This window comes from Streptomyces sp. NPDC005808 (assembly GCF_042871385.1).
Lineage (GTDB): Bacteria > Actinomycetota > Actinomycetes > Streptomycetales > Streptomycetaceae > Streptomyces.
The window spans coordinates 197,883-211,539 of record NZ_JBIAIK010000004.1; the positions used below are offsets into that span (position 1 = coordinate 197,883).

Sequence of the window (13,657 nt, forward strand, 5' to 3'; positions counted from 1 at the left end):
CATACGATCTGGTCATGAAGACGGACGGACGTCTGATCCGGCGCAAACGGATTGGGCTGGGCCACGGCATGAACCGTTTCGCTGCCCTCGCAGGGATCAGCGGGGCGGCGCTCAGCCGCATCGAGAACGGCCAGCGGCAGCCCCGCCCAGAAACGCTCAAGAAGATCACCAATGCGCTCGGCTGCCAGGTCTACGAGGTCATTGCCGAGGAGAACAGCGACGGGGCCAGGTCTAGCCACCCGGCCCCGTCTGACGAGAACAGCTCCATCCACCAGCGCTAACCAGCAAGACGGCGGCACCCGGGGTCTAGCCACCCCATCAGTGCCGCCGCCGGAAAGAGAACGTCCTCATGTCAATTCAAGCACAGCCAGGAGAGGCGCCGACGGCGTCGCCTGCCTCAAGAGACCAGCGCCCCACGCTCGCCGGCCTGTCCATCATCACCGCCCTCGTGAATGGGGTTCAGGTCCCCGTTGCCTGCCCGGCGGACTGGTGCAAGGAGAAGCACGCCGTCGAGGACACCCGGCACGTCGAGGACATCGACCACGTCGGCGACCACGTCGACCTGTACGTGCCCGACTTCTTCGGCGAAGAGGACCAGGTCTTCGCCTATGCGCATCTCGGCTGCGACCTGTACAGCTCCGACGTGAAGATGCGCGAGGCGCACATCCGCGTGGAAGATGGCGGCGGCGAAGCCAGCTACCTCACCCCCGACCAGGCCGACACGTTCGCCTCGAACCTCGACACGTTCAGCTCGAAGATCCGCACTCTCGCGCAGGTCGCCCGCGGCACCGCGGCCCCCGCGCCCGGCCACTACTCGTGGTGCGAGCCCGACGCCTGCTGGACCTACGCCAGTGACGACGGCACGGTCACCGAGCACCTCAGCGCCCGCGCCACCATCCAGGCCCCGCCCGGCTTCGACGCCGACAATGGCCTGCTCCTCGACGCGTACCTGATCGCCGACGACAGCATGGTCGACAGCGGCCCCCGGGTATCGGCGATCACCGCCACCGGCAACGGCCAGATCTTCGGCGAAGTCGAGCTCGACAAGCTGATCGACCAGACCGCCGCCGCCCTCGACCAGCTGCGCGCCATGCGCCTGCACATGAAGGCGGCGCAGGCGTGACCAGCCAGCCGAACACTGCCGCGGCCGGGGGTACCCAGATCGTGGGTACCCCTGCCCGCCCGGCCCGGCCTGAGCGTCCGGCCGGCTACTGGGAGCGCGTCATCCGCATCGTCGACCAGGCACCGCCGCTGACCGACGACCAGCGCGCCCGCATCCGCGCAGCCTTCCACCAGCCCGCAGCGCGGGAGGCGGCGTGAATACCCCGGTCGGCATCGACGGCGAACTGACCGTCGACCTCGAAAACCGGCGTGCCCGCTACGACTGCTACCGCCCCGACTGCCCGCAGCGTCGCGAAGGCCCCGTCCACGGCGTCGTCGTCCCCGAGTTCGTCCGCGCCATCAAGACCCAGCATCTGACCCAGTTCCACGGGGAGCAGCGTTGAACGACGAGCAGTCCGCCCCAGGCCTCCGGGCTTTCGCTCGCGAGATGGACGACGCCGGCCTGTGCGTCTTGAAGATCAAGGCCGACGGCAGCAAGGCCGCTGACGTCCGCAGCTGGACCCCGTACAAGGTCGCCCGGTCCACGCCAGAAGAGCACGACCAGTGGTTCAGCGGGGGGCGCCCGGCCGGGATCGCTGCCGTCTACGGAGCCGTCTCCGGCAACGTCGAGATGTGGGAGTTCGAAGACCACGCCGTCCGCGACGGCCTCCTCGAAGAGGCCACGGAAATCATGGACGCCTCCGGGCTCGGAGAGCCGTGGCAGGCCGTTCTCAACGGCTGGGCCTCACGGAGCCCCGGCGGCGAGGGGCAAGGCATCCACGTCCGGGTGCGCATCGACGGCGCCCCGGTCCCCGGCAATACCAAGCTCGCCTCCCGCCTGGCCCGTGAGGACGAGTACACCGAAGAAGAACGGCAGCGGCTTCGCGAGAAGCCCAACGCCCGCATCGTCCGCGTCCAGGCAGAAACCCGCGGCGAAGGGGGTTACGGGCTCGTCGAACCCTCCGGCGGGACCGTCCACCCCAGCGGCAAGCCCTACGTCCGTGTCGCGGGCAGCCCGGCCACCATCCCCACGCTGGACGCCGACACCGTCGACGCCATGCGGCAGGTCCTCCGGATGCTCGACACCCTGCCCAAGCCGGAGACCCCGAAGACCGCACCGCGCGAACTCCCCCCACTGCCTGGCGGAGACCTCCGGCCTGGCGAGGACTACGAGGCCCGCGCGGACTGGCAGGAGATCCTCACCGGGATCTTCCGGCCCGTCATCATGCGCGGCCACACAACCTATTGGGGCTGGGCTGACGGGGTCGGCGGATTGAAGGCCACGACCGGGCGCGACCCCGAGCGGGACCGGCTGTACGTCTTCGCCACCGGCAGCGACTTCCAGTCCGAGACCCCGTACTCGAAGTTCGCCGCCTACGCACACCTCCACCACGGCGGAAACTTCAAGCTGGCCGCCGCCGAACTCCGCCGCCGCGGCTACGGGTCCGAGCCGCCACGCCAACGCCTGCACTCCGTACCGACCCGGGCCGGCAGCAACTTCACGGACGGTTCCTCAGCCATCGACCCGGATTCCGTGCCGGACGAGCACGGAATCCCGGACGCGGGCCCCGACCTCCGCATCGTCACCAACAAGCCCCAACTCGACATCACCAACGAAGCCGACGCCATCGACGGCCTCCTCGACATCATGCGCGCCGACCAACTCCCCGACCTGTACAAGCGATCCAGCGGACCGTGCTGGGTGCACGAGGACGACCAGGGCAACCCGCTCGTCAAGCAGCTGGGCACCGACAACCTGCGCGCCTACCTCGGCGACCACGTCACCACCTACCAGATCGTCAAGGACCCGCTCACCGAGGGCACCAAGGAAGTCCGCGAGCTATTCATGCCGAAGACGTGCGGCACGGTCCTCGGCCGCAAGGACTGGCCCCTGCTGCCGCTCCGCGGAATCGTCACCTCTCCCGTCGTCCGGCCCGACGGAACCCTCGTGCAGGCACCCGGTTACGACCGAGGCACCGGCCTGTATATGCACCCGCGGGTCCCGCTCCGCCGCCTGCAGCCGCAGGTATCGAAGGAGTCCGTCGAGCGGGCCAAGGACATCGTCCTGAACCAGATGCTCGCCGACTTCCCGTTCGTCGATAACTCCGACCGCGCCCAGTACCTGGGCGCCCTCCTGTCACCGATCATCCGGCCCTACGTCCCCGGGCCGACGCCGCTCGTCGTCATCACCGGCACCTCGCAGGCCTCCGGCAAGACCCTCCTGAAAGACGTGTTCGGGCGACTGTACGGACTGGCCGAAACCCCCTGGGCCGAGAACGACGCCGAGTTGCGCAAGGCCATCACGGCAAAGATGTGGGACTGCGGCGACCCGGTCATCGCCATGGACAACCTGCCCAACGGGCACATCATCAAGAGCCCCATCCTGTCGTCGCTCGTTACGAGCGCCACCTGGAGCGACCGCCTGCTCGGAAGCACCAGCAGCGTCACCATGCCGAACGACCGGCTGTGGGTCCTCACCGGCAACAACCTGCGCACCGGCGGGGACAACGCCCGCCGCACCCTCTGGGTCCGCCTCGACCCCGACTGCCCCAACCCCGACCAGCGCGACAACTTCACCGTCGGCGACCTCCGCGAATGGCTGGAGAGCAACGCATCCACCCTCGTCGCGGCACTGGTCACGATGGTTCGCGGATGGCTCGACGACGGCGCCAAGACGGTCAACACCCGCATGGGCGACTACTCGCGGTGGGCGTCCGTCATCGCGGGGATCCTCAACTACCTGAAGGTGGACGGCTGGCTCGCCAACCGTGGCGAGGCCAGCGCGGCCCTGGACGACGAGGCCCAGGAGTGGGCGGCATTCCTGACGTCCTGGCACCAGAGGATCGGCACCGATCCGGTCACCACGAAGGAACTGCTCGGCCTGAAGGACACCGTGCCGCAGCTGCACAACGGTGACCTGCCGTCCGGTAAGCAGCTGGGTCACTGGCTGAAGGCGCGGCAAGGGCGCTACTTCGAGGACCTCAAGGTCGTCCTGGTCTACGACAGCCACCTGAAGCAGAACACCTGGCGCGTCGAGCAGCACGTCGACAAGGGCACCGGAAGGGCTGAGCGGTGACCGCGGGGAGTAGAACCCCGCAACCTGCGGGGTTTCCCCGCAACCCGAAAAGTGCCCCTCACCTGCGCGTATACGGGGTTGCGGGGAATTGCGGGGAGTGGCGCTACCTCACCCATATAGGGAACGCATCACACACACCATGCGCAACACACGGCGTGATGCGTCACTCAAAAAAACTCCGGTCTCTATATGCGAAGACCTCTCAAACATTCCGGAGATCCCCGCAAACCCTGCTTAGGGCCAGCTCAGAGCCGGTTTGGATCCCCGGCGTCATCCCCGCAAAGAACCCCGCAGCATCCCCGCAGAACCCCGCAGCGACGAACCGAGGTGACCGCCATGTCCGAACTGCCTGAAACATTCACCCCTCGCCCGTACCAGGCCGACGCGATCAAGGCGCTCACCACCGGCTGGCAGGACGGTACGAACAACCGGCTCGCCGTCGTACTCCCCACCGGAGCGGGCAAGACCGTCGTATTCGCCAACCTCATCAGCGAGTTGCTCATCCAGCTGGACGGCGCCCGCGCCCTGGTCATCGCCCACCGCGAGGAACTGATCCAGCAGGCCGCCGACAAGATCCGCGCCGTCCGCCCCGACCTGCGCGTCGGAGTCGTCAAGGCCGGCCGCGACGAGCACCAGGACGTCGACGTCATCGTCGCCAGCATCCAGACCCTCGCCGTCGAACGCCGCCGCCAGGCCATCGAGAACATCGGCCTCGTCATCGTCGACGAATGCCACCACGCCGCCGCCGTCAGCTACATGACCGTGCTCGAGCACTTCGGCGCCTGGGCAGGAGTACCCACCGCAGGGTTCACCGCCACCATGACCCGCACCGATGGCGGCCTCGCTGACGTCTGGCAGGAGGTCGTCTTCACCCTCGACATCCTGGAGATGATCGAGGACGGCTACCTGTGCGACGTCCGCGGCAAGCGCATCACCGTGCCAGGCCTGAACCTCGACGCCGTGAAGACCCGCGCCGGCGACCTCCAGGACGGGCAGCTCGGCCAGGCCCTCGACGACTCCGGCGCCGCACAGGTCGTCGCCGAGGCCTACCGGCAGCACGCCGCCGACCGGCCCGGCGTCGTCTTCACCCCGACTGTCGACACTGCCCAGTCCATGGCCGAGGCCTTCACCGAGGCAGGCATCCCGGCCGCCGCCGTCTGGGGCGACATGCCCAAGGATGATCGCGCCGCCGTCCTCGGCCAGTACAAGACCGGGGCCGTCCAGGTCCTTACGAACTGCATGGTCCTTACGGAAGGTTTCGACGCCCCGTGGACGTCGTGCGTGGTCATCGCCCGGCCGACCAAGTCGGCGGGCCTGTACTGCCAGATGGCAGGCCGCGCCCTGCGCCTGTTCAAGGGCAAGAAGGACGCGCTGATCCTCGACGTGATGGGTGCCTCCACTCGCCACAAGCTCGCGTCGATCGTCGACCTCACCGGCCGCGAGGTCGTCATGTCGGACGAGGACCAGACGCTGCGCGAGGCGGTGCGCGAGACCGAGGAGAAATCCAAGCGGGTCATCGACCTCTCGCGGATTCAGGTCGAGGAGATCGACCTGTTCCACGGCTCCGTCACGCGCTGGCTGAAGACGCAGTCGGGGGTGTGGTTCATACCTGTCGGGGATGCGGCCTTCGTCTTCCTGGTCCGCAACCCGGTCGACCGGACGTACTGGCTCCGCCGCTTCGACATCAACAACGGGATCGTCGGGCCCAAGCGCGATATCCCGCTCCCTCTGTCCGACGCGAAGGCGTGGCTGGAGCAGCAGGCCAAGGCCATGGGCAGCAGGTGGCTTGCCACCCGCGCGGCCCCGTGGCGGAACAAGCCGGCCAGCGTCAAGCAGCTCAACTTCTGCCGGGTGAACGGGATCGCGGTCCCGCACGGCAGCACCGCCGGAGAGGTCTCGGACCTTCAGGCCGTGCACCAGTTCAGCACCATCCTCAACCGGCTCAACGTCATGGCCGCGGCATGACGAGAGGGGAGTTCGACGTGCAGCACGACTTCAGCAGTGGGGATATCCCCACGACTCACGACCTGCGTGGCCCGGACGGCAACGCAGGTATGGGCACGGCGCCCACAACTGTGGGGCAGACACCCACGGTTGCGACTCCGAGCGACGGAGCCGCAAACCTCAACCGTGGGGATATCCCTACGGTTGCCTCCCACTCGGAGGCAACTGCGGAGGACAGCCTGTCCCCCGCAAACGACGACATCGTGATCGAGGTGACCGAGGCCGAGTTCCACGCGGCCGTCAGTACCTCGCTCGCCCGGCTCGGCCTCACTTACGCCGAGCTCGAAGACCAAGCCCGCCGCCGCGACTTCGTAAGCGCCCAAGCGCAAGTCCTGTGGGTGTCCGTCGGCGGCGCCGTCAACACCGACCTGCTCGACGAAGAGCCCGCAGAGGGTCACGCCGAGGCCGTGACCCGTGCGGGGGAGTCGGACTCCCTCGCAACCGTTGCTCAGAAGTCAACGGTTCCCCGGGTCATCGGCCTCGACCTCAGCCTCACCTGCACGGGCGTGGCCGGGGAGGGCTGGGCTGAAATCATCCGCCCGAAGGCCGGCCTGCGCGGGCATCCGCGGCTCGCGTTCATCGTCGACCAGGTCGCCACGCATATCCGCAACGCCGACCTGGTCGTCATCGAAGGCCCGTCGTTCGGCGGCGGAGTCGCCCACCGGCACGAGGACCTGGCCGGGCTGCGCGTCATGGTCCGTCACGCCTGCTGGCGTCGCGGTATCCCCTACGCGATCGTCCCGCCGTCCTGTCGGGCCCTGTATGCCACCGGCAAGGGCTCCGGCTCCAAGGGTGCCGTCAGGGATGCGGTGCATGCCCGGTACGGCATCGACTGCGACGGCGTCGGCCGCTACGACCAGGCCGACGCCTACACCCTCCTCGCGATGGGCCTGCATCACCTCGGCTGGCCCCTCGCCGTACTGCCCGACAGTCACCGCCGCGGCCTCGACGGATGCCAGTGGCCCACCACGGAAGGACTCGCCGCATGACTGACCACGAGATCCAGCTCCTCGCCGTAGGTATCGCGATCGGCATGAACTTCATGCTGCTCGTCCAGATCGCCTTCGGGATCCTCGACGACCGCCGCGACCGCAAGGTGGCGCGCGCCGCCCAGGCCCGGCTGAAGGCCGCGGAAGAGCGGGCAGCAGGATGACCGCGTCCTGCGGACTGTGTGAGCGGCAGCTGGAGCACGACTACCTGTGCCCCGGCTGCACGCTCGCCACAGCCCGGCGCCTCGACCGCGCACCGCGCTTGTACGAGGCTCTCGCCGCCTTCCTGCACCCCGGCGGGCGGCGGCCCGAGTACGGCCGCACGCGGCCCGTGGAGGCGCCGATGCCGATCGCCGAGCCCGCGTTCAACCTCCGCGGCCCCGGCGGCTTGGTCAGCGTCCTTGAGGACTGGCGCAGCGCCATGCAGGCCGATCGCGGTTGGGGCGAACCGGTGGTCGGCGGGACCATCGGCCGCCGGATCGCCGTCGCCTCGCGGGCCCTGTCGATGAACCTGGAGTGGATCGCTTCCAGTTGGCCGATGGCCGGCGCGTTCGCCGAGGAGATCCGCGACCTCGAACGAGACGTCGCGTCCATCGTCAACCCGCGCGATCCGGCCGAGCGTCCGAAGCGTCTCGGCCTGTGTCCCGCAGTCGTGGACGCAGAGGACACCGTGTGCGGGGCCGTCCTGCTGCTGCGTCCCGGGCAGTCCTCGGTGACGTGTACGTGGTGCGGCGGGAGTTGGGAGCCGGCCCGCTGGCTCGAACTCGCCGTGGCACAGCGGGACGTGGCCGCGTGACCACCTTGACAGAGATAAGCACCCCTGCTTACATTTGTGGTCAGGCAGTCACCTCCGGTACGAGGAGGGACGTGACTACGTGGAGAGCACGGCACGACGAAGCCGTCCGTAAGCAAGAGGCCGCACAGCAGGCCTACCAGGAAGCCACCGACGAACGGGCACTCGCCCTCATCGACGGCGCCGAACAGCTCGGCAGCCAGGCCGCAGTCGCCAGAGAGCTCGGCGTGAAGACACCGAGCGTCAACCAGGCCATCCGCGCCTACCAGAAGAAGACCGAGTAACACCCACAACTGAAACGGCCCAAGGCCGGGATTGCCGTCCCAGCCAAGGGCCTGACCGAGAACGCCTACCTGACTAGACCAGGAGGAGATCCGGCTATGGCCGATCTTTCCATGCCCACCCCTGCGCCCGAAACGGGCCGCCGCCTCATCGCCGCGGGTGTCATCCGCCGCCGCCCCGGCCGCACCATCACTGTGCGCGTCACAGCGGCCGGCGCCACCGGAGTCATCGCCAAGCAGGTGACCCGATGAACCAGCCGCTGACCCCCGCCGCATGGGACGCCGAGGACAACCGCCCGGCCATCCCCAAAATCCCCCACCCCCGCACCCCGCAGACCAGCGACCTCGCCGTCGCCGTCGACCTCGGCCGGCGCGTCCTCGGCAGCGACAACCCGGCCGCCCTTCGCGAAGCCCTCCGCATCCTTCTGTACGCCGTCGAGCAGGACGCCGTCCGCCGCTCCGTCGACGCCCAGTTCCCCGCCGTGGCCGCGCTCCTCGACGCCGAGCGGGGTGAAGGCCAGTGAGTACCGAGCCCCGCACCGTCACCGTGAACATCCTCGTCGCCAAATCCCTGGAGATCGACGAGCCGGACTGGTGCCGTGATCCGCACACCGGCGCCCAGTTCCGGCCCGACATCACCCACAACGGGCCCGAAATCTACGCCACCTTCGACACCCGCCTCGGCACCGTCGACTACCTGCGCGCCTGGATCTCCCACGCCCCCTACGCCGCCCTGCAGGCCGAACTGCTACCCGTCATCGCCATCGAGATCGACGCCGAAATCGTCTCCCTCGACCCCGACGGCCTCCGCGCCTTCACCGCCGTCACCCGCGCCCACCTCGACACCCTCGACCAACTCGCCGACGAAGCCGACCACATCCGCGGAGGTGGCCAGTGAGCACCAACACCCTCACCAAGGGACAGAGCTGGGTCCTCGGTGGCGCGTCCATCGCCATGGTCGTCGTCGGAGCCTTCGGCGCCTGGGGTACATACAGCAACGCCGTCGCCGAGTTCCACCGCCAGGCGACCGCGGCCGGCGTGGTCGCCGCGGGCGAGGGCCTCACCCTCATCCTCGCCATGATCATGCTGGGTCGGACGATGCTCAACCAGGCATCACCCGGCATCGTCCGGGCCGGCATGTGGGTCGCCCCGGTATCCGCCAGCTGCATCGGCGTATCCATCGCCAACGACGTCCGCGAGGCCGCCGTGTACGCAGTCACCCCCCTGGCCATGTCGGGCGCCGCCGAGGGCCTCGGCCTCATCGCCCGGAGCATCGTCGTCTACCGCACCGGCCAGGACGCCGAGGTGATGCGCTACAACGCGGACACCGCCCGACAGCTGGCCTTCAACCGCGCCGTCGCCGACGGCCACCCCGACAAGCGCAAGCGCAAAGGTGCCGTGCGCCGGTACTGGCGGCTCGCCAAACACGTCGGCGTGGGGGACACAGAGCTTGGCGCCGGCCTGGTCGACGTCCAGCGCGTCCGCGTCCGCGACGGAGCCGATGCGGCCCTCGCATCCATGTACGGCGGAGCTGCGGTCGAGAGGTCCCAGAAGGACCCCGCAAAACCTCGACCGGCCACCGCCACCGAGGTACTGCGCGAGCGGTTCGCCACCATGGACCCCGCGGATGCGATCCGCCTCGCACACGATGCGCGACCTGATGCACGCCCCGCCGAACTCGCCTCCCTGCTCGGCACCTACGGGGTCCCCATCGACGCCGTCGCCGTCGCCCTGGTCCTCGGCCAGAAGGCCCCCGAGTACGAGGTGCATCGACCTGATGCGGCTGATGCGCTCCAGGTCAACGCCCTGGAGCCGCTGAACGTCGAGGGCGTCGTCATCGAGGCCGCATCCCTCCTCGGCCCGGACGCATCCGCCCGCGCGATCGCCGAGCACATCGCCGCCCGCCGCCGTCTCATCGTCGGCGAGCCGTACATCCGCACCGCCCTCTCACGGGCCGCAAGGAAGCCCCAGCCCGAGACCCCGGCCAAGCCGATGGAGGGTGGATTCCTGTGATGCGCTTCCTGTTCGGCCTCGCGCTTGGCGTGCTCGTCATCTACCCGTCCCTGCTCGCGATCGTCCTGGCCGTCGTCGCCGCGGCCGTCTCGCAGCCCTCGGTCCTCGCCATCGCCGCCGGCATGTGGCTGTGGCCGCGCATCACCCGCACCGCCCGAAGGTGGTGGACGGCGTGAGCAACCTGCCGGAGAACTACCAGCGCTACGCCGCACCCGACCAGGTGGCCGCCCACCACCGCCCACCGAACGTCCTCTACGACCAGCAGGGCCGCCCCGTCCACTTCACGATCGGGCAGCCCCCGCCACCGGTCATCGTGCAGGCGCCCGTCCAGCAGGGCATGGACCCGGCCCTGCAGCGGCTGATCATCGTCACGTTCCTGATCCTCGCCGTGGTCGTCGTCTGCACCGCGGCGGTGTGCGCGGTCGTCGTGATCATGGGCGGCACGCTCATTGGGATCATCGGCGCAGTCGGCCAGAACCTCACCCTGCTCGCCGTCTCCCTCGTCGGCGTCATCGTCGCCTGCGGATGGGCCGCCTCCAAGATCCGCCCCGCCGTCAACCCCCCGCGAAAGAAAGGCCGCTGACCTGCCCTTCCGCGCCGCCGAACCTCTTGTATGTCATCCAAGAAGTTCGGCGGGTGCGGTGGGGCCGGACAGCCCGGCCACCGAATGAGAGGAGCCCGTCATGGGCTGGAAGCGAGACCGCGAAGAGATCAGGCAGCTCATGGCCGCACGCCCGGACCCCGAAGGCAAGCACGGCAATGAGTCGCAGGAGGCCCAGGCCGTCAACGCCGAGCTGGACCGCAAGCTCCGTGCGCAGCCCGTATGGCGGCGCGGCCGGTTCTTGTACGACGACTGACTGGCCACCCGCCCCGCCCGAGACCGACGACACCGCCCCGGAGGACTGACCGTGCCTGTCTCCAAACACGACCCGCACAACGCCCGCGAGCTGGCGAAGGTGCTGCTGCTCGGCGCCCGCATCCAGCGACGGGAGTCCCGCGGCAAGCCGACCAAGCGGCTTGAGAACCGCGTCGACAAGATCCGGACGGAAGCGCAGGCCCGCGAGGACGCCAAGAACAAGATGTAGATCACCCCGGGGGCGGCGTCCCACCGCCAAGCAAGTCGCCGTCCCCGGGCCCAACCTTTCCACCTGGAAAAGTAGGAGCCCCAAGCATGACCGACATCCTGACCAAGCCCCTCCAGGACGCACCACAGGACGCCGAGGACGCCCAGGACGCCACCCAGGACGTCGAAGCCGTCGACCGTCCCGACAACCCCCTCGCCGACTGGCTCACCGTCCCCGACGTACCGATCCTCCCCGCCTGGGCACGCAACTGGACATCCGTCCGCGCCAACAGCGGAGCCCTTATCAAGGTCGGCTGGTGGCACACCCGCTACCACGGCCTGCGCACCCCCAAGTACGCCGTCAAGGTCGTCGGCTACTCCGCGCGCGGCGCCTACCGCGGCGGACGCCGCCTGTGGCCCGTCCTCGCCGCCCAGGACCACACCGCCGGCATCAAAGCCCTGCGCGTCCAGGTCAAGGCCAAGCCCGACGACGTCGTCCTCGCCGCCCAGGCCGTCGTAGCGCACCGCGAGCGCACCGAAGCCCGCCGCTGGCGCTGGGGTGCCGCCCTCGGCCTCGCCAGCGCCGCGGCCGTCGCCCTCAACTACGCCACCCTCGGCCTGCAGCTCGCCGCCGGCTGCATGATGTGCGGCGGCCTCACCGCCATCGGCTGGTCCGACGAAGCCCGCATCCTCGACCACGGCATCCCGCCCCTGCGCATCGCCATGGACGCAGCGCAGCTCAACGACGCCCTGCGCGCCACCGGGCTCCTCAAGCAGGGCAAGGGCGACGACGAAGGACCCAAGGTCAACTGCATCATGGGGCCGCTGCGGGACGGCAACGGATGGGCCGTCCTGTTCGACCTGCCCAAGGGCGGCGGGAAGACCGCGGCCGACGTCCTCGCCAAGCGGACCGCGATCGCCGCCGAACTGGGCGTCGACGAAATCCAGGTCATCATGAGCCGCGTCCGCGCCGTCGCAGGCGGCAACGCAGGACGCGTCTCCATGTGGGTCGCCGACGACGACCCCTACCTCTCCCCGCCCACCACCTCGCCCATGGAAGCCCTCGACACCTTCTCCATCTGGGACGCCGTCCCCTTCGGCCAGGACGCCCGCGGCAACCGCGTCTCCATCCCCATCGTCTGGCAGTCCATGTTCTTCGGCGGCCTCCCCCGGCGCGGCAAAACCTTCAGCCAACGCCTGCTCACCGCCGCCGGCCTCCTCGACGCCCACGTCCGCCACTACGTCTGCGACTTCAAGGGCGGCCAGGACTGGATCCAGATGCGGCAGGTCGCCCACCGCCTGGTCCTCGGCGCCGAAGAAGACGCCATCCTCGCCTTCAAAGCCCTGCTCAAAGAGCTCCTGCGCGAGATGGAGCGCCGCTTCACCATCCTGCGCGGCCTGCCCACCTCGATCTGCCCCGAAGGCAAGCTCACCCCCGAGATCGTCACCCGCTACAACATGCCGTTCATCCTGTTCACCGTCGACGAGCTGCAAGAAGCGTTCCTCGCCGTCGACGACCAGGAGCGCGAGGAGATCATCAACGACATGGCGCGCATCGCCCGACGCGGCCCCGCAGCCGGATTCATCTCCAACTACGCCTCCCAGCGCCCCGACGCCAAGTCCGTGCCCACCAAGCTCCGCGAGATCATCACCATCCGCTACTCGACACAGGTCACCGACCAGACGTCCTCCGACATGGTCCTCGGCAAAGGCAAGGCCGCCCAGGGCGCGGACGCCTCCGTGCTGTCCGAGGAGCACAAGGGCGTCGGCGTCCTCGTCACCGGCCCCGCCTCCTTCGTCACCGTCAAGGCCGACATGCTGGAGACCGCCGCCTTCAACACCATGTGCGCCAAGGGCCGCACCCTGCGCGAGCAGGCCGGACAGCTCACCGGCGACGCCGCCAACGACCCCAGCGCCATCGCCGAAGCCTCCGGCTTCACCGTCAGCCCCGTCCTGTCCGACTGCCTCTCCGTCATGCGCCACAGCCCCAAGATGCACACCGCCGACATCCTCGCCCGCCTGGAGAACCTCGACGAGGACTACGGCGACTGGGACGCCGAACGCCTCGCCAAGGAACTCGACGACGCCGGCGTGAAGCGCACCACCAAGCAGGTCAACATCGGCGGCAAGAACCTCGCCGGATACCGCCGCGAAGACCTCGAAGCCGCCATGCCCACCGAGCTCCTGGGCGACCGGTAGAGGGGGAGGGCACTACAACCCCCACTACGGCACCCCCCTCTGGCCCCGCCCTACCCGGCGAGTGGATCTAGAGGGGGGCCACTACCGCTATAGAGCCCCCCATAGAGGCCCCTGAGCAGGCAAGTAGAGGGGGTAGAG

19 protein-coding genes are annotated in these 13,657 nt (G+C 69.1%); all 19 read left to right on the forward strand.

Translation table 11 applies throughout. The annotated features are described in order from the left end of the window. Positions 1–14: 14 nt before the first annotated feature. On the forward strand, positions 15–281 hold the full coding sequence (locus tag ACFYPC_RS11215) for a helix-turn-helix domain-containing protein (RefSeq protein ID WP_388673727.1): 267 nt from the start codon (positions 15–17) through the stop codon (positions 279–281). Positions 282–349: 68 nt separating this feature from the next. After that, entirely contained in the window at positions 350–1,123 is a 774-nt protein-coding gene (locus ACFYPC_RS11220; RefSeq protein ID WP_388673729.1) for a DUF6907 domain-containing protein, read from the forward strand. Then, positions 1,120–1,320, forward strand: a complete 201-nt coding sequence (locus ACFYPC_RS11225) for a hypothetical protein (protein ID WP_388673731.1) — start codon at positions 1,120–1,122, stop codon at positions 1,318–1,320. Before ACFYPC_RS11220 ends, ACFYPC_RS11225 begins: the two co-directional genes overlap by 4 nt. Beyond that, on the forward strand, positions 1,317–1,505 hold the full coding sequence (locus ACFYPC_RS11230) for a hypothetical protein (RefSeq protein ID WP_388673733.1): 189 nt from the start codon (positions 1,317–1,319) through the stop codon (positions 1,503–1,505). The genes ACFYPC_RS11225 and ACFYPC_RS11230 overlap by 4 nt, the downstream gene beginning before the upstream one ends. Positions 1,506–1,549: 44 nt before the next feature. Next, a complete protein-coding gene (locus ACFYPC_RS11235) occupies positions 1,550–4,177 on the forward strand; it encodes a hypothetical protein (RefSeq protein WP_388673735.1) in 2,628 nt (875 codons plus the stop codon). Between the two features lie 336 nt (positions 4,178–4,513). Beyond that, complete coding sequence (locus ACFYPC_RS11240; RefSeq protein ID WP_388673737.1) at positions 4,514–6,142, forward strand: DEAD/DEAH box helicase; 1,629 nt, start codon at positions 4,514–4,516, stop codon at positions 6,140–6,142. 242 nt (positions 6,143–6,384) lie between these two features. Continuing rightward, positions 6,385–7,170: a hypothetical protein gene (locus ACFYPC_RS11245; protein ID WP_388673739.1), complete on the forward strand. Its 786-nt coding sequence runs from the start codon at positions 6,385–6,387 to the stop codon at positions 7,168–7,170. Next, entirely contained in the window at positions 7,167–7,334 is a 168-nt protein-coding gene (locus ACFYPC_RS11250) for a hypothetical protein (protein WP_388673741.1), read from the forward strand. Before ACFYPC_RS11245 ends, ACFYPC_RS11250 begins: the two co-directional genes overlap by 4 nt. Then, on the forward strand, positions 7,331–7,966 hold the full coding sequence (locus ACFYPC_RS11255; protein WP_388673743.1) for a hypothetical protein: 636 nt from the start codon (positions 7,331–7,333) through the stop codon (positions 7,964–7,966). Before ACFYPC_RS11250 ends, ACFYPC_RS11255 begins: the two co-directional genes overlap by 4 nt. A 71-nt stretch (positions 7,967–8,037) precedes the next feature. After that, a complete protein-coding gene (locus ACFYPC_RS11260) occupies positions 8,038–8,247 on the forward strand; it encodes a hypothetical protein (RefSeq protein ID WP_388673745.1) in 210 nt (69 codons plus the stop codon). A gap of 96 nt (positions 8,248–8,343) precedes the next feature. Further along, positions 8,344–8,496 carry a hypothetical protein gene (locus ACFYPC_RS11265; protein WP_388673747.1) on the forward strand — a complete coding sequence of 51 codons (153 nt, stop codon included), beginning with the start codon at positions 8,344–8,346 and terminating at the stop codon, positions 8,494–8,496. After that, positions 8,493–8,768 carry a hypothetical protein gene (locus ACFYPC_RS11270; protein WP_388673749.1) on the forward strand — a complete coding sequence of 92 codons (276 nt, stop codon included), beginning with the start codon at positions 8,493–8,495 and terminating at the stop codon, positions 8,766–8,768. Before ACFYPC_RS11265 ends, ACFYPC_RS11270 begins: the two co-directional genes overlap by 4 nt. Next, on the forward strand, positions 8,765–9,142 hold the full coding sequence (locus tag ACFYPC_RS11275; protein ID WP_388673751.1) for a DUF6907 domain-containing protein: 378 nt from the start codon (positions 8,765–8,767) through the stop codon (positions 9,140–9,142). The genes ACFYPC_RS11270 and ACFYPC_RS11275 overlap by 4 nt, the downstream gene beginning before the upstream one ends. Then, positions 9,139–10,257, forward strand: a complete 1,119-nt coding sequence (locus tag ACFYPC_RS11280) for a hypothetical protein (RefSeq protein ID WP_388673753.1) — start codon at positions 9,139–9,141, stop codon at positions 10,255–10,257. Before ACFYPC_RS11275 ends, ACFYPC_RS11280 begins: the two co-directional genes overlap by 4 nt. Beyond that, positions 10,254–10,433 carry a hypothetical protein gene (locus ACFYPC_RS11285; protein WP_388674339.1) on the forward strand — a complete coding sequence of 60 codons (180 nt, stop codon included), beginning with the start codon at positions 10,254–10,256 and terminating at the stop codon, positions 10,431–10,433. Before ACFYPC_RS11280 ends, ACFYPC_RS11285 begins: the two co-directional genes overlap by 4 nt. Then, the gene (locus tag ACFYPC_RS11290; protein ID WP_388673755.1) at positions 10,430–10,840 is read left to right on the forward strand and encodes a hypothetical protein; all 411 of its coding nucleotides are present in this window, start codon (positions 10,430–10,432) and stop codon (positions 10,838–10,840) included. The genes ACFYPC_RS11285 and ACFYPC_RS11290 overlap by 4 nt, the downstream gene beginning before the upstream one ends. 100 nt (positions 10,841–10,940) lie before the next feature. Then, positions 10,941–11,114: a hypothetical protein gene (locus ACFYPC_RS11295; protein WP_388673757.1), complete on the forward strand. Its 174-nt coding sequence runs from the start codon at positions 10,941–10,943 to the stop codon at positions 11,112–11,114. Between the two features lie 51 nt (positions 11,115–11,165). Continuing rightward, the gene (locus ACFYPC_RS11300; RefSeq protein ID WP_388673759.1) at positions 11,166–11,342 is read left to right on the forward strand and encodes a hypothetical protein; all 177 of its coding nucleotides are present in this window, start codon (positions 11,166–11,168) and stop codon (positions 11,340–11,342) included. 86 nt (positions 11,343–11,428) lie between these two features. Next, a complete protein-coding gene (locus ACFYPC_RS11305) occupies positions 11,429–13,519 on the forward strand; it encodes a cell division protein FtsK (RefSeq protein ID WP_388673761.1) in 2,091 nt (696 codons plus the stop codon). Positions 13,520–13,657: the final 138 nt, after the last annotated feature.